The 20,452-nt window shown below is 73.6% G+C and carries 21 protein-coding genes and 1 pseudogene; 9 read left to right on the forward strand and 13 right to left on the reverse strand.

Annotated elements, in window-relative coordinates:
* Positions 1–825 precede the first annotated feature (825 nt).
* A complete protein-coding gene (locus tag ACIPXB_RS14085; protein ID WP_401448749.1) occupies positions 826–1,044 on the forward strand; it encodes a hypothetical protein in 219 nt (72 codons plus the stop codon).
* 16 nt (positions 1,045–1,060) lie between these two features.
* Here the strand turns inward: ACIPXB_RS14085 and ACIPXB_RS14090 are convergent, their stop codons facing one another.
* Both ACIPXB_RS14090 and ACIPXB_RS14095 read right to left on the reverse strand, forming a co-directional pair.
* The gene (locus tag ACIPXB_RS14090) at positions 1,061–1,417 is read right to left on the reverse strand and encodes an FtsK/SpoIIIE domain-containing protein (protein ID WP_401448751.1); all 357 of its coding nucleotides are present in this window, start codon (positions 1,415–1,417) and stop codon (positions 1,061–1,063) included.
* Positions 1,418–2,384: 967 nt separating this feature from the next.
* Entirely contained in the window at positions 2,385–3,551 is a 1,167-nt protein-coding gene (locus tag ACIPXB_RS14095) for a glutamate--cysteine ligase (protein WP_401448754.1), read from the reverse strand.
* 243 nt (positions 3,552–3,794) lie between these two features.
* Between ACIPXB_RS14095 and ACIPXB_RS14100 the strand changes: the two are divergent.
* A pseudogene (locus ACIPXB_RS14100) lies at positions 3,795–5,162 on the forward strand (MFS transporter).
* Positions 5,163–5,323: 161 nt separating this feature from the next.
* On the opposite strand, the gene ACIPXB_RS14105 reads toward ACIPXB_RS14100, so the two are convergent.
* From ACIPXB_RS14105 to ACIPXB_RS14115, 3 genes are all read right to left on the reverse strand, one after another.
* Positions 5,324–5,734: a hypothetical protein gene (locus ACIPXB_RS14105; RefSeq protein WP_401448756.1), complete on the reverse strand. Its 411-nt coding sequence runs from the start codon at positions 5,732–5,734 to the stop codon at positions 5,324–5,326.
* Between the two features lie 101 nt (positions 5,735–5,835).
* Complete coding sequence (locus ACIPXB_RS14110; RefSeq protein WP_401448758.1) at positions 5,836–7,191, reverse strand: carboxyl transferase domain-containing protein; 1,356 nt, start codon at positions 7,189–7,191, stop codon at positions 5,836–5,838.
* A 17-nt stretch (positions 7,192–7,208) separates the two neighbouring features.
* Complete coding sequence (locus ACIPXB_RS14115; RefSeq protein WP_401448761.1) at positions 7,209–7,976, reverse strand: LysE family transporter; 768 nt, start codon at positions 7,974–7,976, stop codon at positions 7,209–7,211.
* A 69-nt stretch (positions 7,977–8,045) separates the two neighbouring features.
* Between ACIPXB_RS14115 and ACIPXB_RS14120 the strand changes: the two genes are divergently transcribed.
* Positions 8,046–8,480, forward strand: coding sequence for an Lrp/AsnC family transcriptional regulator (locus ACIPXB_RS14120; protein WP_401448763.1), 435 nt, complete (start codon positions 8,046–8,048; stop codon positions 8,478–8,480).
* Between the two features lie 18 nt (positions 8,481–8,498).
* On the opposite strand, the gene ACIPXB_RS14125 is transcribed toward ACIPXB_RS14120, so the two are convergent.
* Positions 8,499–10,133, reverse strand: coding sequence for a GAF domain-containing protein (locus ACIPXB_RS14125; RefSeq protein ID WP_401448765.1), 1,635 nt, complete (start codon positions 10,131–10,133; stop codon positions 8,499–8,501).
* Entirely contained in the window at positions 10,130–11,167 is a 1,038-nt protein-coding gene (locus ACIPXB_RS14130; protein ID WP_401448767.1) for a rod shape-determining protein, read from the reverse strand. The genes ACIPXB_RS14125 and ACIPXB_RS14130 overlap by 4 nt, the downstream gene beginning before the upstream one ends.
* A gap of 203 nt (positions 11,168–11,370) precedes the next feature.
* Between ACIPXB_RS14130 and ACIPXB_RS14135 the strand changes: the two genes are divergently transcribed.
* On the forward strand, positions 11,371–12,075 hold the full coding sequence (locus tag ACIPXB_RS14135; RefSeq protein WP_401448769.1) for an esterase/lipase family protein: 705 nt from the start codon (positions 11,371–11,373) through the stop codon (positions 12,073–12,075).
* Positions 12,076–12,096: 21 nt separating this feature from the next.
* Here ACIPXB_RS14135 and ACIPXB_RS14140 read toward each other — a convergent pair whose 3' ends face one another.
* Positions 12,097–12,687: a hypothetical protein gene (locus ACIPXB_RS14140; RefSeq protein WP_401448771.1), complete on the reverse strand. Its 591-nt coding sequence runs from the start codon at positions 12,685–12,687 to the stop codon at positions 12,097–12,099.
* A 78-nt stretch (positions 12,688–12,765) separates the two neighbouring features.
* Between ACIPXB_RS14140 and ACIPXB_RS14145 the strand changes: the two genes are divergently transcribed.
* Positions 12,766–13,677, forward strand: coding sequence for a hypothetical protein (locus tag ACIPXB_RS14145; RefSeq protein ID WP_401448773.1), 912 nt, complete (start codon positions 12,766–12,768; stop codon positions 13,675–13,677).
* A 39-nt stretch (positions 13,678–13,716) separates the two neighbouring features.
* On the opposite strand, the gene ACIPXB_RS14150 is transcribed toward ACIPXB_RS14145, so the two are convergent.
* On the reverse strand, positions 13,717–14,139 hold the full coding sequence (locus ACIPXB_RS14150; RefSeq protein WP_401448775.1) for a MarR family winged helix-turn-helix transcriptional regulator: 423 nt from the start codon (positions 14,137–14,139) through the stop codon (positions 13,717–13,719).
* Positions 14,140–14,233: 94 nt separating this feature from the next.
* On the opposite strand from ACIPXB_RS14150, the gene ACIPXB_RS14155 reads away from it, so the two are divergent.
* From ACIPXB_RS14155 to ACIPXB_RS14165, 3 genes are all read left to right on the forward strand, one after another.
* Positions 14,234–15,253: an NADP-dependent oxidoreductase gene (locus tag ACIPXB_RS14155; RefSeq protein WP_401448778.1), complete on the forward strand. Its 1,020-nt coding sequence runs from the start codon at positions 14,234–14,236 to the stop codon at positions 15,251–15,253.
* Positions 15,254–15,317: 64 nt separating this feature from the next.
* On the forward strand, positions 15,318–15,740 hold the full coding sequence (locus ACIPXB_RS14160) for an organic hydroperoxide resistance protein (RefSeq protein WP_401448780.1): 423 nt from the start codon (positions 15,318–15,320) through the stop codon (positions 15,738–15,740).
* A 79-nt stretch (positions 15,741–15,819) separates the two neighbouring features.
* A complete protein-coding gene (locus tag ACIPXB_RS14165) occupies positions 15,820–16,677 on the forward strand; it encodes an EI24 domain-containing protein (protein WP_401448782.1) in 858 nt (285 codons plus the stop codon).
* Here the strand turns inward: ACIPXB_RS14165 and ACIPXB_RS14170 are convergent.
* Positions 16,674–17,672 (reverse strand): NAD(P)-binding domain-containing protein, encoded by a 999-nt coding sequence (locus ACIPXB_RS14170; RefSeq protein WP_401448784.1) that lies wholly within the window; start codon positions 17,670–17,672, stop codon positions 16,674–16,676. The genes ACIPXB_RS14165 and ACIPXB_RS14170 overlap by 4 nt on opposite strands.
* Positions 17,673–17,769: 97 nt before the next feature.
* Here ACIPXB_RS14170 and ACIPXB_RS14175 point away from each other — a divergent pair, with 97 nt between their 5' ends.
* Positions 17,770–18,129 (forward strand): winged helix-turn-helix transcriptional regulator, encoded by a 360-nt coding sequence (locus ACIPXB_RS14175; protein ID WP_401448786.1) that lies wholly within the window; start codon positions 17,770–17,772, stop codon positions 18,127–18,129.
* Here ACIPXB_RS14175 and ACIPXB_RS14180 read toward each other — a convergent pair.
* The 3 genes from ACIPXB_RS14180 to ACIPXB_RS14190 form a co-directional block, all read right to left on the reverse strand.
* Entirely contained in the window at positions 18,126–18,842 is a 717-nt protein-coding gene (locus ACIPXB_RS14180; protein WP_401448788.1) for a carbon-nitrogen hydrolase family protein, read from the reverse strand. The genes ACIPXB_RS14175 and ACIPXB_RS14180 overlap by 4 nt on opposite strands.
* 30 nt (positions 18,843–18,872) lie before the next feature.
* On the reverse strand, positions 18,873–19,559 hold the full coding sequence (locus ACIPXB_RS14185) for an intradiol ring-cleavage dioxygenase (RefSeq protein WP_401448791.1): 687 nt from the start codon (positions 19,557–19,559) through the stop codon (positions 18,873–18,875).
* Positions 19,560–19,706: 147 nt separating this feature from the next.
* Positions 19,707–20,282, reverse strand: a complete 576-nt coding sequence (locus ACIPXB_RS14190; RefSeq protein WP_401448794.1) for a TetR/AcrR family transcriptional regulator — start codon at positions 20,280–20,282, stop codon at positions 19,707–19,709.
* Between the last annotated feature and the right edge of the window lie 170 nt (positions 20,283–20,452).

The raw sequence follows: 20,452 nt of genomic DNA on the forward strand, positions 1-20,452 counted from the left end.
ACTGGCGGGGCTTCAGTGAGCCTTTTCCAACCTCAGGTGAACTTGCGCCACCCGAGGATCGAGGCCCTTAGTTCCGACCGGAATGTCGTAAGCCCGGCCCATACCCGTGGCAACCGGTATCAACGGTTATGTGGTGTACATGAACAGAGCAGGTCAATCAGTCAGCCCCCTAACTGGACAGGCGGTCAGCAGGGCTGACCCTTACAATCACATCCGGATCCCATGATCTCGATAAATGATCTCGTCCATGCCGGGTCGTATCCGGAATTTCTCGGCTCGGTTGAAGTGGATCCCCTACGAGAAGCGGACGTGCTGCAAGAGGCGCAGTTGCTCGACTCTCAGGTGTGTCACTTGACCTCCACGGCGGCTCTTCTCTTCGAACTGCGCACCTCCTTGCAGTTTGAAGTGGGAAATCTGCGCTGCTTGTGGTCCGGGGTCTGCGCTCGTTCGACTGGAAATCTCCCACAAGGCAATTTTCTCTCGCGGCGCTGACGGTAGCATCCAGCGCTGCTGACCGGTTGGGCGATTTTTATCGTGCGAGATTCAATTTCTTTCCGGAGGCTTGCCTTGCGGTGGCGGGTGATCTGGCGGAGTTTTACGTCCTCGAAGTGGAAGGAATTGGCGACGTGCCACCCGACTATTCGAGTGGGGACCTGAAAAAGGTTCAAGGCGCCTTGCCGTCTTGGTCCTCCGCGTGCAGCCTGCTTCAGGCGTCAACTTCGCGCTTGAGGTGGCAACGCGGGATTCATCAAAACGACTTCGATGCTCCCGCTGGCGAATCGAAGCCCCGTCAGGCGTAATCTGGCGGGGCTTCGCTGGTGTTTGATGGCAGTAGTCGACGGCAGCAGGAAGTCCTCGATACCGTCGACGCGGTGGCAGATCCGGGCGGACAGGTTGGTGCGTTACGGCGGTGGTGAGCACGTCGGCGGAGGGCTTCTGGGCGAGCAGCCACAGCCGGATGCCGAACTTGGCGCCCTGGCCGGCGATGGCCAGCAGCGCGGCCTCGAAGCGTTCGCGGGCCTTGCGGCCCGGTGGCGGGTGTAGTTCGCCACCTCGTCGATCACCCCGAGCAGCAGCGGCAGCTCGGGGCTGAACTCGGTGATGCGGTCGGTGCGACCGGACCAGAACAGCAGCTCCCGGCGCTGCATCTCCTTGCGGACCCAGCGCAGGATCTCGTCGGCTCGTCGGGGTGGATGGCGTCGGAGACCTTGCAGGCGGTACGCCACCAGGGCGCGACCGCGCCGAGGTCGGGGTCGATCATGATCAGCCGTACGTCCCGCGTGAGGGATGCGTAGGCGAGGAGGGTGTTGACGGTGATCGACTTGCCGGAGCGGGTGTTGCCGGCGATGAGGGCGTGGGCGGGGTAGGCGAGGTTGAGCACGATGGGGGTGCCGTTCTCATCCCGACCGAGAAGCACGTCATCGGTGGGGACGAACTCCGCCGGTCGGCAGACGGGGGCGCCATCCGGGCAGAGCCTTTCACGGGAATGTGACACCGCCGTTCCGCGATTACGACGACTTCCCGGCCCTGCTGCGACAAATCCGCGACTGGATCGCCGCCGACCCGGAATCCGCTCGCAGGCTCGACCTGGGAGCCCACCACTTTGAGCTCGTCGCCGGACTCTGCGACTCCCCGGTCACTGACGTGATCGACGAGTATTTCGACGACAGCGACTCAGGGACGATCAGGGTCGTTGCGGCGATTCTGTCCAAAGCCCCCGGACGCTCGTCTGGGAGCTGGTTTCGTACGCCGCTGCCCAAGTGGCGCGGACCGCCACGGAGACACCAGTCTGAACAAGTTGAGGAGTGCTCTGTGCGCCTCCAACATCAGCGGAATGCGCTCCGGGACACCCGGACAGCCCTACCCCGAGGATGTCGAGCAGCGCGCGAAGCGACTGGGCTGGCCGACGGATGCGCCAGGGGCAGTGCTGAGGAACAGTTCTACCGTGATCTCGCGGTCTCCGCCCTGCACCGTATACAGCAGGAGACGGACGAGCTCCCTCCGGACGGCCGGCCTTGGTGAGGGCCGGATGCGCGGCCGCTGATAGCTGTAGGTGCTCGGGCCCGAGGCGCGATGCTCGGAGGCACGGCACTACGCAACGTAACTGTCCGCAGTGGGTGAACAGGGGCCGGGGCGTGGGGACCCATAGCAACTGCGCAGTGATTCGGTGCAGCTGGCGGGCAGAGTTCTCCGGGGCTCAGCGTGTGCGATAGGAGCGTGGGAGCCGGAGGGAGCGGTGTGGCGAACGCCTAACGGCCCCCGGCGGAGCCGGATCGATTTGCGCGGGGTCGACTGAGCCCGTCCGGGTAACTTGCTTGCGCGCGGTGGGCCGCAGGCGCGGGAACGATCGCACCTGCGGCTTCTGCGTTCCGTGTCGCAGCGCGTCACGACCTCTCGGTCTCGTCCGCCAGGTGGCGCAGTACGTCGCCCAGGTCCTGGCGGCGGGCGTACGCCGCGCGTTGGCGGTGGGCGCCGGAGCCGTCGCGGAGCAGGGAGGACAGGGTCCGCGCCGCGTGGTCCAGGTCGCCGGAGGCCGCCAGTTCCGGGGCCACCAGGTCCAGCAGGGCCTCGGCGAGGTCGGCCGCCGGGAGTTCGGCGCCGGTGAACGGGTCCAGGCCGAAGCCCTCCAGGCCGTCGTGGGCCGCCCGCCAGCGCGCCAGGCGCAGTACGTCGTCCCGTACGGCCGGGTCCGGGCGGTGGTCGGCCAGCTCCCGCAGGGCGGTGGCCACCAGGGCGCGGACCAGCTCGGCCTGCAGGACGGCGGTGTCGATGTCCGCCGACATGTCCGGGGCCCGGAACTCCAGCGTGGGCCAGCGCCCGGACGGGCGGAGGTCCCAGTAGACCATCTTGGTGTCCAGCGCGGCCCCCGAGCCGAGCAGGATCTGCACCGAGCGCCGGTAGTGGGCGGTGGAGCCGAAATGCGGCGGGAGGCCGGCCGAGGGCCATGACGACCAGGCCATCGCGCGCCAGCTGGCATGGCCGGTGTCACGGCCGTTCCAGAAGGGCGAGTTGGCCGCCAGCGCGATCAGCGTGGGCAGCCAGGGCCTGACCCGGTTGGACACGGCCACCGCCGTGTCCACGTCGAGGGTGCCGACGTGCACGTGCCGCCCGCAGCTGACGAGCGTGTCGGTGAGCGCGCCGAAGCGCCGGTGCTGCTCGCGCTGGCGCGGCTCGTCGTCCGTCAGGTGCAGCGGGCCCTCCACCGCCACGACGGGCGAGGGGCTGGCCAGCAGCCGGCAGCCGTGTGCGCGGGCGGCCTGGGCGAGGGTGCGCCGCAGCGCGGCGAGCTCCGCGCGCAGGCCCGTCGAGGAGGCGGCGACCGGAGTGGAGATCTCCACCTGGTAGCGGGTGCCCTCGGCGTGCAGCTGGTGCGGCTGGCCCTCCGCGGTGGCCAGGACGAGCGGGGCGGCCGGGACGACCTTGTAGGTGCGCGCGTCGACGAGCAGGAACTCCTCTTCGACGCCGAGGGTGAGAGGTACCGTCCCGGTCCGGCCCAGGGTTCCGAGCGTGCGCAGATTGTTGCTCGCGGTGCCTTTGCCAGGTTCGATCACTACGCCTCCCTGGACATACGAGTCGTTTCATCATGAGCTGAACAAGAGGCGAGAAGCGCACGTCGATTCGGTCAAATCTCCTGTGGATGTGGCGAGTTAGCGGCCGGGTGAGTCGGGCGCGCGGACCCCGGGGACCTGGTGGTGCGGGAGTTCCTGGTGCGGCGCGGATCCGGTTGGGCCGTCCGGATTGCGAACGGGTGTTCGCGTATCGGATTCGGCCGGTTACCATCCGCTGTGACCCCGATGTCCTCGCAGCAGACGCAGCCACCACCCGAAGACGGCGCGGAAGGAACGGCAGCCGGCCGCGGTGCCGGAGCAGGGTTACCCGTCGGTGCCGGAGCGGGCGCACCCGTCGGCGCCGGTGACCGGCAGGACGTGCGGCGGCGGTTGTTCGCCGACCTCACCCCGCTGCGCACGTCGCCCGACTAGCGGCGGCTGTGGGTCGGCAACACCATCTCCTGGATGGGGCAGGCGATGACCGCCCTCGCGGTCTCGCTCCAGGTCTACGACATCACCCGGTCCAGCTTCGCCGTCGGCCTCGTGGGGCTCTTCTCCCTCGTCCCGCTCGTCGTCTTCGGGCTCTACGGCGGCGCCATCGCCGACACCGTCGACCGCCGCAAGCTCGGCCTCTACAGCTCCGCGGGCGCCGCCGTCCTCTCCGTCGCGCTGGCCGCGGCCGCGCTGCTGGACTACCACCGCGTCTGGTTCCTGTACGCGGTGGTCGCCCTCCAGTCGGTCTGCGGAGCCCTCAACTCGCCCGCCCGTTCGGCCATGATCCCCCGGCTGCTGCCGCCCGAGCAGCTGCCCGCCGCCAACGCGCTCACCTCCCTGACCACCACCTCCGGCGCCACCGTCGGCCCGATGCTCGGCGGTCTGATCGCGGGCCTGTGGGGCTACCAGGCGGCGTACCTCATCGACGCGGTCGCCTTCTCCGCCGCCCTGTACGCGATGTGGCGGCTGCCGTCGATGCGGCCCGAGCGCGCGGAGGGCAGGCGCGGGCGCGCCTCGGTGCTGGACGGGCTGCGGTTCCTGGGCACCCGGCCCAACGTCCGCATGACCTTCTTCTCCGACATGTGCGCGATGGTGCTGGCCCACCCCAGGGCGCTGTTCCCGGCGATCGCCGTGCTCTGGTACGGCGGTGACGCCAGGACGGTGGGGCTGCTGGTGGCCGCCCCGGCCGTCGGGGCGCTGCTGGGCGGGCTGTTCTCCGGCTGGCAGGGCCGGATCCGCCGGCACGGGCTGGCGATCCTGCTGTCGGTGGCGGCGTGGGGGCTGGCCGTCGCCGTGTTCGGGCTCACCCGCAACCTCTGGCTCGGCCTGTTCTTCCTCGCCCTCGCCGGCTGGTCGGACACCGTCTCGATGGTGTTCCGCACCACCATGCTCCAGGCGGCCACCCCCGACGAGATGCGCGGCCGGCTCCAGGGCGTGTTCATCGTGGTCGTCGCCGGTGGCCCCCGGCTCGGCGACTTCCTCGCCGGGACCGCGGCCGACCTCACCTCACCGGCCGTCGCGATCACGGGCGGCGGACTGGCCTGCGTGGCCGCGCTCGCGCTGCTGGCCGTGCGCTGGCCCGCCTTCGCGCGGTACGACGCCCGCTCGCCGCAGGCCTGAGCCCGGCGCCGGCGTGAGCCGCGCGGGGGAGCGAGCCGCGCGAGGGCGGGTGAGTGGTGGCCGCCGTACGCGGGACGGGTGTCCGTTCGCGAAGGGGCCGGGTCCCGGCCGTGGCGCCGGCCGCGCCCTCCCGTGACGCACTGCCGGACAGGCCCCGTCGGCTACGCCTGCCAGAGAGCGGTCCGGCGGTGGCGGTACGGGGCGATGTCCGCGTACGCCACCGCCGCGGCCGCCGGTACGCCGGGCCGGGGGTGCGCCGTACGCAGCACCCGGCGCAGGTCGTCCCGGACCCGGCGGCGGGCCCGGCCCTCGCCCTCGGCGGCCCAGCGGGCCACGGAGGGGTCGCACGTGAAGCGGGCCAGGGAGCGGATCGCGACGCGGCGCGTGACGCGTGCCGGCCGGGGCCGGTGGCCCGCCGACGCGGCGGTGGCCCGGCAGCGGGCGCTGTGGCGCAGGTCGCGCAGGGTGAGCTCGTGCAGGGGCAGCCCGGGCCGGTGTTCCGCCGCGGGCAGGTCGAACCAGCCGCGCGCCGGCGCCCGGCGGGAACGGATGTGGTGTGCGGTGCGTGACAAGGTCGGTGTGCCTTCCGGTCAGCGCCGCCGGGTGGTTCCCGGCGGTACCTACCGGAAGGCGAAGGGACCGCTTCCGCGTGCACTGGTTCTGCGCGGACCGCTCACGTCGTCGCCGTCCCCGCCCGGGGAACGACGCCGCGGGCCACGCCCAGGCCGACGAGGTCCTGGGGGCGCAGCCGCAACTGGTCGGCGGTGGCCGGGGCGTCCCGCGGCTCGCGCTTGAGGATCGCGGCCGCCAGCTCGGGCGCGATCACGGAGAAGTAGCTGTCGGGGGTGACCCACGTGTTGCCCGGCGCGGCCAGCGCCAGCGCGCCGCCCGAACCGCCCTCGCCGATGACCAGCGTGGTCACGGGCACGGTGGCCGCCGCCACCGCCGCGAAGGTGTCCGCGATCGCCGCGCCGGCCCCCGCCCGCTCGGCGGCCGCGTCGTTGGCCGCGCCCGGGGTGTCGACGAGCGTCAGCACCGGTATGCCCAGCCGGTCCGCGAGCCGGATCAGCCGGGCGGCGGTGCGGTAGCCGGCGGGGCGGGTCGCGGTCCCGCACTGGGCGGCGTACGCGATGCTGCGCCCGGCGCGCAGCCCGAACCCGCACAGCATGCCGGGATCGGTCCCGCCGGCCCGGTCGCCGTGGAGCGGCAGCCGCTGCTCGAAGTACGCGTCCAGGTACGCCCCGGCCCGCGGCCGCGCCGGGTGGCGCGCCTGGCGTACGGCGTCCCAGCCGGTCGCCGGCGGGCCGTCCGGTACGCCGCCCAGCGCGGCCGGGGGGTCGGCGGGCCCGTCCGCCGGCACGGCCAGCAGGTGCAGCCAGGTACCCAGGGTGGCCGGCAGGGCGTCGGGCGGGACGACGGCGTCCACGTGCCCGGCGGCGAACTGTCCCTCGGCGGTGTACGCCGCCGGGTCCGCGTCGGCGGGCCGTACCCGGGAGCCGGCGAAGCCGACCTGCGCGCCCGGCAGGGCGAGGACCACGTCCGCGCCCGCGCCGAGGGTGGCCCAGCCGCCGCCGGTGGTGGGGTCGCGGAGCACGGCGATCTGGGGCAGCCCGGCGGCGCGCGTCAGGGCGGACTGGCGGGCCACGCGCTGGAGTTGTGTCAGCGCGAGCATGCCCTCCTGCATCCGGGAGCCGCCGGTGGCGATGAGCGAGACGAGGGGCAGCCGGTGGGCGCGGGCGTGGCTGTACGCCGCTTCCAGCCGGTCGCCGGTGCGCTCGCCGAGGGAGCCGCCGAGGAAGCCGAACTCGAAGGAGACCAGCACGGTTTCGCGGCCGCCGACTCCGGCGGTGCCGGTGACGACGGACTCCTCCTCGCCGGTGCGTGCGGTCGCCCGGGCGCGGGAGTCGTCGTAGCCGGCCCAGGCGAGCGGCCCGTCGGGGGCGGACGCGCGGGGCGGCACGGGGAGTTCGCGGAAGCTGCCGGGGTCGGCGACGGAGGCGATGGCCGCGCGGGCCGAGAGGCGGGTCACGGCTTCAGCCTATGTGGTCAGGGGAGGGGGATGGCGATCTTTACGGCATACGCGGCGACCAGACCGTAGCCGAGCCGGAACGTCCAGGCGCGGGTGGTGGCGGAGATCCGGTGGCCGGCGAAGGAGCCGACGGCGACGAGGAGTTGCTGCCAGGCGAGGCTCGCGAACAGCACCCCGCCGAGGAACGCCCCAGCCGCACCGCCCCCGCCGAGGGCCGCACCCTGGGCGGTGGTGAGGGCGGCGAAGTAGAGGGCGGTGGTGGGATTCACGGCGGTGAGCGCGGCGTACCGCCCGAACGTCCGCACGGCCCTCGCGTCGTCCGCCCTCGTGCCGTCCGCGCCCGTGTCGCCCGCCCTCGTGTCGTCCGCCCTCGTGCCGTGCGCCCTCGTGCCGTGCGCCCCCGTGCCGTCCGTCCTCGTCCCCGTTGCTTCCCCCGCCGTGCTTCCCACCGCTCCCGCCCCGGCGCCGGGGCGACCGGCCACGGGACGGGCGCTGCCGCGGTGGGTCCACAGGCCGTGGCCGGCGAGGGCCAGCAGGATCGCGGCGGACAGCAGGCGGATCCACGCCTCGACCGGGGTGACGTGGGAGGCGACCCACGGGCCCAGCGCGGTGGCCAGGGCGGCGTAGCCGAGGTCGACCGCCGCGATGCCCGCCGCGGCGGCGACCGCCGCGCGGCGCGAGCGGATCGCCTCCTGGATCAGGAGCACGCTCATCGCGCCCATGGGCATCGCCACGCCCAGGCCGGCCGCGGCGCCCGACAGGGCCGGAGTCAGGAGTTCTGTCATGGGGGGAGGGTCCCCGGGCGTGGGTGCGAAGGGCGCGCCGATATCGGCCGGCGCTGCGACAATCGCGGTATGGACCGCCTCGACAGGGACATCCTCGGCCTCTTGCAGCAGGATGCGCGGATCTCGTACCGCGACCTCGGCGCCCGTGTCGGCCTCAGCGCCAACGCCGCCGCCGACCGGGTGCGCCGGATGCGGCGCGACGGGGTGATCCGCGCCTTCACCACCGTCGTCGACCCCGCCGCCGACACCCGCGGCGGCCTGGTCGTCTTCATCGACGTCACGCTGCGCCTGGACACGACCAACGAGGAGTTCGAGCGGCGCGTCACCGAGCTGCCCGGGATCGCCGAGGTCGTCCACGTCACCGGCGCGCACGACTACCTCGTACGAGCCCGCGCCGCCGATCCCGCCGCCCTCGACGACCTGCTGCGCCGGCTCAAACGGGAGGCCGGCGTCGCCCAGTCGAACACCCGGATCGCCCTGCGCGCCGCCGGCCCGGTCCCCTAGGACCGTCCGGCCACGGCACTAGAGCGCGGACTCCCACTCCAGCGTCGTCCCCCGTGTCCCCGCCGCCGTGCGTCCGTCGTCCGTCACCGTCAGCCGCACCCGGGAGCGGTCCGCGTCCACGACCACCTCGATCGCCGTGACCTGCGGCCGCCGGTGCGCCGCCGCGAGTGCGCCGCGCAGGGCGGCCAGCAGCCGGTCCGCCACGGCGTCCGTGACCAGCGCGTCCACCGCGCCCGCGAAGTGCACCGACGGCTGGAAGCCCAGCGGTACGCTCGCGCCCGCCGTCTCCCGCAGCACCCGCCCCCGGAACGTCGTCGGCGCGTCGGTCGGCGGCTGCTGAAGCGCGAAGATGGCCGTCCGTACCTCCTGGATCGTGGAGTCGAGCTCGTCGACGGCCCGCCCCAGCTCGTCGCCCACGCCGTCCCCGGACGGCGCCACCGCCGCACGCCGGCGGGTGCTCTCCAGCATCATCTCCGTCGCGAACAGCCGCTGGACGACCAGATCGTGCAGGTCACGGGCGATCCGGTCGCGGTCCTCGTAGACGGCGAGCTGCTCGCGGTCGTGCTGCGCGTCCGCCAGGACGAGCGCCAGCGCGGCCTGGGAGGCGAACTGCGAGGCCAGCAGCCGGTCCACCGCGTCGTACGGCTTCCCGCCCCGGTGGCGCGGCAGCGCCAGCGTGCCGATCAGCTGCCCCCCGCTCTGCAGCGGCAGCATCATGCTCGGCCCGAACCGCTCGCGCACGTGCGTCGTCATCCGCGGGTCGGTCGCCGAGTCCTCGACGAACACCGGCTCCCCGGTGAGCAGCTGCTCCAGTACGGCGCTGCCCGGCGCGATGGCGGTCCCCACCAGATCGCCGGGGTCGTCCTGCGTCGAGGCGGCGACGATCTCCATCCCGCCCTCGGGCGTCGGCTGGAGCACCACCCCGGCGGCGGCGTCCGCCAGCAGCCGGGCCCGCTCCGCCACGCACATCAGCGCGTCCGCCGCCGGCTGACCGGTCAGCAGGGTCGTGGTGACGGCGGCCGCGCCCTCGATCCAGCGCTCCCGGCGGCGGGCCGTCTCGTACAGCCGGGCGTTGCCGATCGCTATCCCCGCCTGCGCGGCCAGCACCCGCAGCAGCGCCAGGTCCTCGTCGGTGAAGGGGCCGCCGCCCCGCTTCTCGGCGAGGTAGAGGTTGCCGAACACCTCGGTGTGCACGTGGACCGGCACCCCGAGGAAGGTGTGCATCTCCGGGTGGCCGGGCGGGAGGCCCGCCGACCGGGGGTCGTCGGCGATCTCGTCGACCAGCAGTGGACGCGGGTCGCGGATCAGTGTGCCCGGCAGGCCCGAGCGGGCGTCGGGCAGGCGGGGGATGCGGGCCCGCTCCTCGTCGCTGAGCCCGCTGGTGAACAGCTCGGTCAGCCGGACGCGCTCGGGGTCGATGACCCCGAGCGCGCCGTACCGCGCCGCGCACAGCTCGGTCGCCGAGTCGACGATCTGCTGGAGGGTGGTGCGCAGCTCAAGCTCCGAGCCGACGCCGAGCACCGCCTCCAGCAGCACCGGCAGCCGGGGCCGCGGGTACCGCTCCGCCGGGTCGGAGGCCGGGTCGGATGCCGCGTCGGATGCCGGGTCGGACGCCTCGGACGCCGGGCCGGACGCCGGGTCCGGCGCCGTCATCCGGCCAGTGGGTTCAGAACCATCGGGGCGATCTTCCCTTCCAGCATCGCGCCGAGGCCCAGCACGGCGCACACGTCGGGCCGTTCCGCGATGTGCACGGGCATTCCGGTCGCGTCGCGCAGCATCTGGTCCAGCCCCGGCAGCAGGGCGCTGCCTCCCACCATCATGATCCCCGTGTCCGTGAGGTCGGCGACCAGGTCCGGCGGGCAGTCCCGCAGCACCTTGCCGATGCCGTCGAGCACGGCGGTCAGCGGGGTGTGGATGGCGTCGCGCACCGCCGCCGTGTCCACGTGGACGGAGCGGGCCAGGCCGGTGGCCACGTCGCGGCCGTGGATCAGGGTGGAGGCCGGCCCGTCCGGGGTGATGCCGTTGCCGTGCAGGGCCAGCTGGAGCGGGCGTACCGCCTGGCTCGGCAGCATCAGCTCGTGCGCGTGGCGCAGGTGCTGGACGACCGCGTGGTCGATGGCCTCGCCGCCGACCGGCACCCGCTCGGCGGTGACGATCGAGCCGAGCGAGAGCACCGCCACCTGCGTGGCCGCCGCCCCGCACACCATGATCATGGTCGCGGTCGGCTGCTCCACCGGCAGACCGCAGCCGACGGCCGCCGCGATCAGGGTGTCGACCAGCTCGACCCGCCGCGCGCCGAGCCCGACCAGGGTCTCCACGGCGGCCCGCTGGGCCAGCGGGTCGGCGTCGTGCGGGGTGCAGGCGGCCGCGCGCAGCCGTGGCTTGCGGCGCAGGGCGCGCCGCAGCTTCTCGCCGAGGAGGTGGCGCAGCATGCGGGTGGCCATGTCGATGTCGACGACGGTTCCGCCGGAGACGGGGCGGACCACCCGGATGTAGTCGGGGGTACGGCCGGTCATCCGCTCGGCGAAGGAGCCGACGGCGATGAGCGCGCCGGTCCGTGTGTTGATCGCGGCGACGCTCGGTTCGTCGACCACGAGGCCGGCTCCCTTGACGTACACGCGGGTCCGGGCCGCACCCAGGTCGACGGCGACGTGGCAGCGGCGCAGCTGCTCAAGACTGACGGTCATGGCAGATCCTCCCGGGAGCGCTGGCGCAAGAAGACCGGCGGTCTGCTCGGTCACATCTCGAATCCTCCGGGGCGAAGGGGGGATACCGCCCGTTGGGTTGCTCCGGCCGGGGGTGCTGCACAGGGGTGGTTTTCTGTACCGACAGGCCCGACCATGCCCCCACCACCCGCGCTACTCGTGCGTAACAAGGTAAGGGGGACCCGATGCTGACGGCCCGCCAGAGATGGCTCGCGCTGCTCGTGCTCTGCGCCGCGCTGCTCGCGCCGCTGCCCGCCGATGCCGCGGAGCGGACCGCTGACCAGCGGCTTGTGCGCAATCCGGTGATATTCGTGCACGGTTACAACGCCGATCCCGGCGTCTGGGGGTCGCTGCGCGAGGACCTGCGGGCCTCGGGGTACGCCGACTCCGAGCTCTTCTCGTGGGGTTACGACACCCACCGGTCCGTCAACGAGGTGCTGGCCGGGCGGCTCGCCGCCTACGTCGAGGAGGTCCGCGCCCGGACCGGCGCGGCCCGGGTCGACATCGTCGCGCACTCCTTCGGATCGCTCGTCAGCCGCTGGTACGTCAAGTTCGGCGGCGGGACGGCCACGGTCGAGCGCTGGGTGTCGCTGGCCGGACCGAACCACGGCACGTCCACGGCCTGGGCGTGCGCGCTGTGGGACCAGGCGTGCCGTGACATGACCCCGGGCTCCTACGTCCAGCGGAACCTCGCGTCCGGCGACGAGACCCCGGGCGCGGTCCGGTACGCCACGTTCTGGTCGCACTGCGACGAGATCGTCAACCCCGACGACAGCGTCCCGCTGACCGGCGCGACGAACACCGGCGTCGGCTGCCTGGAACACAACGACCTGCTCGGGGACGACGCCACCTCGGCCGGGGTGCGCGCCTTCCTGGCCGCTCAGGGGTGAGCAGGAGCGGTCCGCTCCCCCTCAGGGGTGAGGCGGAGCGGTCCGCTCCACGCGCTGGAGCAGGCCGTACGTGAACTCCGCCACGTACGCCCCGTCCGCCCCGCCCGCCCCGGTGAACGCCAGCCGCCAGCGGGTGGGGGCCGTGCCCTCCATGGGCCGTACGGGCGCGAAGGCGCGCGCCACCTCGTCCACGGTCGCCTCCCACGGCCGCAGGTCGGCCGGGCCGGCCAGGACGGGGCCGGGCAGGCCGGGGGCGCGCACCAGCCACTCGTTCCACACCGCCCCGTCCGGCGCGGCCAGCACCTCGAAGCGCAGGGAGGGCCACAGGGACAGCGGCCACAGGTGGGCCTCGCAGGACAGGTCCCCGATGGTGCGGGGCTCGGTCCGTTCCGCCGGGCCCAGGACCGAGCGGTAGCGGGCGAGGGCCCCGCGGGAGCGGGGCGAGCGGACCATGGCCTGCCAGCGCTTGTTCGCCTCGCGCTGGTCGGCGAGCGAGGCGCCGAGCCGGCCGCGCGCCTGGTCGGCGAGGTCGGGGCAGAAGTCGGCCATGCGGCGCAGGAGGACCAGCTGGAAGGCGTCCCGGCCGAAGGCGCCGGAGGCTGTGGCTGTCATGGAATACACACTTCCACACAGGATCCTTACACCCCCGCGATACGGATGTGGCCGAACATTGCATAGCCTGCGGGCGCCATGGACTACTGCCACGCCTGCCACAGGCACCTCAACGGCGCACTCGCATGCGCCGGGTGCGGGACTCCGGCCGAGTACCTGACCGCCGCGGCGCCCGCCCCGGCGGCGTCCGCCGGGGCCGGGGCCGGGGCCGGGGCCGGGTCCGCCGGGCCGGTCGCCGGCGTCTCGCCGTACGCCCCGGGGGCGGTGCCGTACGCCGGATCCGGGCCGGATTCCGGCGCCTCGCCGTACGCCCGGCCGGCGTACGAGGACGTGACCGGGCCCGCGCCCGGGTCCCCGGCGGGGGTCGTCGAGGACGGGTCCACCCTGGACGGGTCCACGTCGGGCGGGTACGAGCACGCGGGCGACGACGCGCTCGTCGTGCTGGCCGCGCCGCATTCCGGCCGGCCGGGTGCGCGGCGCGGCGGCCGGGGCGCGAGCGGGCGCCGGCGGCGCCGCCGTACGGCGATGACCGCGGGCCTGGGGCTGCTGCTGGCGGCGCTCGGTTCGTTCGCGCTGGCGCGGCTGACGGCGGAGGCGCCGGCCGGCGACCGGGCGTCGACCGTGATGCTCACCGACGACACCCCGCCCGACCAGGGGCCGGCGCCGGGGGTGCCGACCGCGGCGCCCACGCTGGGCCAGGCCCCGACGAAGAGCGCGGGGACGGCCGCACCGGTCAAGGCGACCGGGACTGCGGGGGCGACGCGTTCGCCCGGGGCGTCGGCGTCGTCCGCGACCACGGGCCCCTCGCAGAGCGCCGCGCCGACCGGCCCGGGGCCGACGGCGTCCGCAGGACCCACCTCCGGCCCCACGGGTCCGGGTACGCGACCGCCGGGGAACCCGGCGCCCCCGCCGGTCTCACCGACGCCGACGCCCACGGCCACGCCGCCCAAGCCGTGCGGCTTCTTCGACAAGCTCTTCGGCCTGTGCTGACCCACCGCTGACCCCCGCCGCCGCCCCGCGGCGGCCGGGTCAGCCCAGCATGCGTCGCAGCAGGTCCCGCAGGACCGCGCGCTCCGCCGCCGACAGTCCGGCCAGCGGCTCGCGGGCGAAGTCCAGCGACTCGCGGAGCCGGTCGGCGGTCTGCCGCCCCGCCTCCGTCGCGGCCGCCAGCTTGACCCGGCGGTCCGCCGGATCCGGCTGGCGCGCCACCAGACCGCGGGCCTCCAGCCGGTCCACGATGCCGGTGATGTTCGAGGGCTCGCACTTCAGCTTCTGCGCGATCCGGCGCATCGGCATCGGCTCCAGGGTGAGCAGCGCGAGCACCCTGGCCTGCGCGCCGGTCAGCTGGTGGCTGGCCGCGGCCTGCTCGTACTCCTGGTGGTAGCGGGCCACGACGTCGCCGATGAGCTCGACGACCTCGAGGGTCAGGGGGTCGGTAGGGCGACTGGGCATGGAACCAGCGTACCCATTTACTTGACAACATGAAATATCTAGTCGCATGGTTGTTTCAGGTCGTGAAGTAATTTCCCCCCTCAGGAGCCCTCCCATGTCACAGATCCCCGCCGTCAGCCGTGAATGGCACCTGGTCGCCCGCCCGCAGGGCTGGCCCGTCGCCACGGACTTCGCCCTGCGCGAGGTGCCCGTCGAGGCCCCGGCGCCCGGCCGGATCCTGGTCCGCAACCTCCACATGTCCGTGGACCCGTACATGCGCGGCCGGATGAACGACACGAAGTCCTACATCCCGCCCTTCCAGCTCGACCGGCCGATGGACGGCGGCGCGGTCGGCGAGATCGTCGCCTCCGCCGCCGAGGGCTTCGAGGCCGGCGACCACGTGCTGCACGGCCTGGGCTGGCGCGAGTACGCCGACGTCGACGCGCAGCACGCCACCAAGGTGGACGCCTCGCTCGCACCCCTCTCCGCGTACCTCGGCGTGCTCGGGATGCCGGGCCTGACGGCCTACGCGGGCCTGTTCGAGACCGCCTCCTTCAAGGAGGGCGACGCCGTCTTCGTCTCCGGCGCCGCCGGCGCGGTCGGCAGCCTCGTGGGCCAGTTCGCGCGGATCAAGGGCGCCTCGCGCGTCATCGGCTCGGCCGGCTCGGACGAGAAGGTCAAGCTGCTCACCGAGAAGTACGGCTTCGACGCCGCCTTCAACTACAAGAACGGCCCCGTCGCCGAGCAGCTGAGGAACGCCGCGCCGGAGGGCATCGACGTCTACTTCGACAACGTCGGAGGCGACCACCTCGAAGCCGCCATCGGCGCGCTCAACGTGCACGGCCGTGCCACCCTGTGCGGTGCCATCGCCGGGTACAACGACACCGAGCCGGCCCCCGGCCCGCGCAACCTCATGGCGGTCATCGGCAAGCGGCTGCGCCTGCAGGGCATCCTCGTCGGCGACCACTACGGGATGCAGGAGAAGTTCGTCGCGGACGTGGCCGGCTGGCTGCGCTCCGGCGAGCTGACGTACGACGAGACGGTCGTCGAGGGGATCGGACGCGGAGCCGAGGCGTTCCTCGGACTGCTGCGCGGTGACAACACCGGAAAGATGATCGTTTCTTTCACCCGCTAGGCTCACCTCAGACCGTCGCGATCGTGGGCGCGAGTCGCGGCGACAACCAGGAGGATCCAGCTACATGTCCATCCAGCAGTCCGACGTGCTCTACACCGCTGTCGCCACCGCCGAGAACGGCCGTGACGGCCGCGTCGCCACCGACGACGGGCAGCTCGACGTCGTCGTGAACCCGCCGAAGGAGATGGGCGGCAGCGGTGCCGGCACCAACCCGGAGCAGCTGTTCGCCGCCGGCTACAGCGCCTGCTTCCAGGGCGCGCTCGGTGTCGTGGCCCGCAACGAGAAGGCCGACATCTCCGGCTCCACCGTGACCGCGGAGGTCGGCATCGGCAAGAACGGCGACGGCTTCGGCATCATCGTCAAGATCTCCGCCGTGATCCCGAACGTGGACGCCGCCACCGCCAAGGACCTGATCGAGAAGGCCCACCAGGTCTGCCCGTACTCCAAGGCGACCCGCGGCAACATCACGGTCGAGCTGGCCGTCTGATCCGGCTCGCGCCTGACACGAGGCCGCACCCCGTCACGGGGTGCGGCCTTCGTCGTACGCCCCCTCTAAGCTGGGCCGTATGAGCGATCTTGCGGGGGGATTCCGCTACCTGATGTCCGGCCAGCGCTGGGTCATGCGGCACGGCCGCTGGTTCGGCTTCGGCCTGCTGCCCGGCCTGGTCACGCTGGTGCTGTACGTGGGCGCGCTGATCGGCCTCGGCTACGGCGCCGACGACCTGGTCGGCTGGGCGACGCCGTTCGCCTCCGACTGGTCCTCGCCCTGGCTGGGGCTCTTCCGCGGTTTCCTGACCGCCCTGTTCATCGGCCTCGGCCTGTTCGTCGCGGTGATCACCTTCACCGCCGTGACCCTGCTGATCGGTGAGCCTTTCTACGAGTCGCTGTCCGAGCAGGTCGACCGCAGCGAGGGCGGCGAGGTGCCCGAGTCCGGGCTGTCGCTGGCCAAGGAGCTGTGGATCTCTGCCCGGGACAGTGCCCGGCTGCTGGTCCGCGTGCTCGCGTACGGCATCCTGCTCTTCGCCCTCGGCTTCATTCCGGTGATCGGCCAGACCGTCGTCCCGGTGATCGGGTTCTGCGTCACGGGCTACTTCCTGACCCGGGAACTGACCTCGGTGGCCCTGATGCGCCGCCGCGTCGAGCTGCGCGAGCAGCTGGCGATGCTGCGGGCCCGCCGCGGGCTGGCGCTGGGCTTCGGCGTCCCGCTGGCGCTGGCCTTCCTGGTCCCGCTGGTCGCGGTGTTCCTGATGCCGGGCGCGGTGGCCGGCGCCACGCTGATGGTCCGCGACCTGACGGGCGAGTCCGCCGGGTCCCCGGAGGCCTCCGGCGAGCCCGGCCCCTCCGGTCCGGCCGCCGCCGGGTACGAGCCCCCGGCGCCCGTATCCCCGGCGGCCGGCTTCGGCCCGCCGCCGGCGGGCTACTAGCGTCCGGCGCCGGTGCCGGCCGCGACGGGCTGCTGCCGGGCGCCGGTGCGCAGCAGCCCGATCATGCCCGCCCCGACGTCCCCGGCCCCGTCCCCGGCCCCGTCCCCGGCCCCGTCCCCGTCCGCGGACCGGGCCGCCAGCAGGCGTTCCATCAGCCGGAAGTACGGCGTGATCAGCTCGGCCGTGACCCCCTGTTCCTCGGCCGTGCGGAGCAGGGTGGCGGTGCCCGCCACCTGCATCGCCAGGTTCGAGTCCGCGTCGGATCCGGCCGCCGTATCCGGGCCGGCGGACAGCTGCCCGGCGGCCCCGGCCGCGAACACCGGGGCCATGGCGCCCAGCCACTCGGTCAGCAGCGGCCCCAGGGACCCGGGATCGATGTCCTCGCCGGCGATCAGCGCGTACGCGTGCGTCATCCCGCCGAACAGCCCGTACATCGCGCTCAGCAGCGCCACGTCGTAGAGGGCCGCGAACCCGGCGTCCGTCCCCACGAAACGGGCCCCGGCCGGCACCTCCAGGACACCGCGGTGGTCCTCGAAGGCCTCCGCCGAGCCGCTGTACAGGACGTAGCCGCCGGACTGCGGCACGCCGATCATCGGCGGTACGGCCATGATCCCGCCGTCCAGGAACCGGGCGCCGCGCGCCCGCGCCCACTGCGCCCGCGCGCGCCCCTCGGCCGGGGTGCCGGTGGTCAGGTTCACGACGTCCTTGCCGGTCAGGTCGACGCCGTCGAGGGCGGCCCCGACGGAGGCGTCGTCCAGCAGGCACAGCACCACGAGGTCGCCCGCCGCCACCGCCTCGGCGGGGCTCGCGGCGACGGCCGCGCCTGCCGCGGCCAGGGCGTCGGCCTTCGCGGCCGTACGGTTCCAGACGGTCAGCGGGTGGCCGGCGGCGAGCCAGGCGCGGGCGAGGGCGGTACCCATGGCACCGAGCCCCAGCAGGCTGACGCGGGTGTCGTCGTTCTTCACGTTCTCGAAGTTCTCCACGTGCTCTGTCATGCCCCTTAGCCTTGGATCAGGGCACAAGAGGATCAAGTACGCACTTCGAAGTGGGTGCTTACCCCGGTGTGAGTGTGCAGGTCAGAAGGGGGTACGGATGTCGGCGACCAGCAGGCCCGGATCAAGCCACTGCGGGATCGACGCGGCCATGGGCGTGATCAACGGCAAGTGGAAGGTGCTCATCCTGTGGGCCCTGACCGAGCGGCGCCGGTGCCGCTTCGGCGAGCTGCGCCGCATGATCCCCGGCGTCACGGAGAAGGTCCTCTCCGCGCAGCTGCGCGAACTGGAGGCCGACGGCATCCTCCACCGTGAGGTTTTCGACGAGGTCCCGCCCCGTGTCGAGTACTCCCTGACCCCGCTCGGCGACGAACTGAACGAGGCCCTGGCCCCCCTCGGCGCCTGGGGCCGGCACTACGTCGCCGGCCCGTCCCAGGGGAATCCGCCGCCCACGCGTTAGGCGGCGGAGCCGACCTCGGCCACCACCACCGACGGGGTGCGGTCGTCCGCCTCCGCCAGGAGGGCGCCGCCGGGGGACCAGATCGCGGATCCGCCGCAGCCCGTCCAGGCGCCGGCCGGGCCGACGTGGTTGGCGAGGACGACGTACAGCCCGTGGTCCCTGGCGATGGCCGGGTGGACGGTGGCCCGCTCCCGGACGCCGTCGCCCGTCCCGTACAGGGAGCTGGCCACCTGGACCCGGCAGCCGTCGGCCGCCCCGCGCGCGGCGAGGTCGGGGAAGTGGTTGTCGTAGCAGATGGCCAAGGACAGCCGCAGCCCGCCGAGTTCGCAGCGCCCGTCGCTCCCGCCCGCCCCGAAGACGTCCTGTTCCTGCTGGTAGAGGTGCTGCTTGAGGTACGTCGTCAGCAGCCGGCCCCGCGCGTCGAAGACCAGGGAGGCGATCGCCGGGCGCGGACCGTCCGTGCGCAGGGCGCAGTTGACCACGCTCGCGATGCCTGCCGAGCGCACCGGGTCCAGCCGGGGATCCTCGGCGTCCACCCACAGGCCGGGGTCGGCGGCGATCGCCTCCGGTTCGTAGCCGGTGAGGACCAGCTCGGGGAAGACCACCAGCTCCGCCCCCAGGTCACGGGCCTGCCCGGCCAGGGCGGCGGCCCGGGCGGCGTTGCCGGGGACATCGGCGGGTATGCAGGTCAGCTGGGCCGCGGCGATCTTCATACGGTCAGGATGCCAGCCCGCCGTACCCCCCTACGCGATGCCGACGGTGTACGCCGCGCGGTAGCCGGAGCCGTCGGGGGCCAGGGCCAGCGTCATGGAGCGGCCGCTGGCGCGGTACCGGTCGTCGCGCTCGTTGGGGTGCTGGGGGGCCTTGCGGCGGGCGTACGGGTCGCGCGCGTACACCCCCAGCAGCAGGTCCTCGGGGAAGAAGAACTGCGAGGTGACCGTCGAGCGCCGGTCGGGGCGGACCTTGAAGTGGATGTGCGGCGCCAGCCCCGCGTACCAGCCGGGCACGATCGTGCGGAACACGCACCGGCCCGTCCGGTCGGTGACCTGGGTGCCGCGCAGGTAGGTGTGCTTGCCCTCCGAGTACTCGCCGGCCGCGTCGGCGTGCCACACGTCGATCGCCGCGTCGGCCAGCGGCCGGCAGCCCGCCGAGACGCGGACCACCGTCAGGTCCAGCCGCAGCGGCACCCCGCCCTGCCCCTCGGTGATGTCGGAGCGGTTCCGCTTCAGGTCGAGGTAGTACGGGCCCTCGCTCGCCTGCGTCGTCAGCACGCAGCCCGGGGTGCTGCCGCCCGGTGTCTGCTGCCCGGCGGCCCCGCGGACCTCCGTACGGCCGCTGCCGCACGCCGTGCCCAGCGCGGCGATGCCGGCCGATCCGGCGGCCAGCAGAACCGCCCGCCGGCTGGTCCGGGAGGTGTCGTTGTCCGTCATGCGAACCTCTCACGCGTCGCGCCCGGGGCCCTCACGCGCGGCGGGGCCGCCCACCGCGCCCACCGTGCCGCACCCCGCCGCCCCGGCCCGCGACCGACACGGGACCCGCCGCCGCCGTCACCGGGACGGGCCCACGCCCGCCGCTGCTCAGTGCTCGGGTCCCCGCAGCAGCGTCAGGAACGCGCGGAAGGCGCCCGGCATGTCCACCGACTCCGGCGCGAGCAGCCACTGGTACTGCAGCCCGTCCATCACCGCCACCAGCAGCGGAGCCGCCGCCTCCGGGGTGAGCCCCGACGGCAGCCGGTCGCCGAACTCGGCCCGCAGCACCGCCCCCATCTCGGCGCGCACCTGCGCGTACCGTTCCGTGAAGAACTCCCGGGCCGGATGACCGTCCGTCACGCTCTCGCCGAGCAGCGCCGAGAAGGTCTGCACGATCCCCGGGCGCATCGCGTTGTAGTCCACCAGCGACGCCAGCAGGTCCAGGCGCCACTGCTCGGCCGAGGTGCGCGGGCCGCCTCCGGTGTCCCAGCGGTCGCGTTCCTCCAGGACCGCGACCAGGAGCGCCTCCTTGGTCGGGAAGTAGTGCAGCAGGCCCTGCTGGGTCAGGCCCACCCGCTCGGCGACCGCGCCCAGGGAGGCGCCCCGGTAACCGCGCTCGGCGATCACCTCGACCGCGGCCCGCAGGATCTCCCCGCGCCGCTCCTCGCTCTTGGCCCTGGCCATCGCCCCGGTATCCCTTCCCGTTCGTCCGCCGGACCGTCCCCGTCCGTCCTGGTACGCCCCGGTCCATCCGGTCCGTCCTGGTCGGCACGCGGCCCACACCCTGCGGCCTGTCCCCGCCAGCAGGACCGTACGCCATCATTAGATCACGAAAACATTACGAACCCTACCGA

Origin of the sequence: Streptomyces sp. NPDC090022 (assembly GCF_044748145.1) — a bacterium.
Lineage (GTDB): Bacteria > Actinomycetota > Actinomycetes > Streptomycetales > Streptomycetaceae > Streptomyces.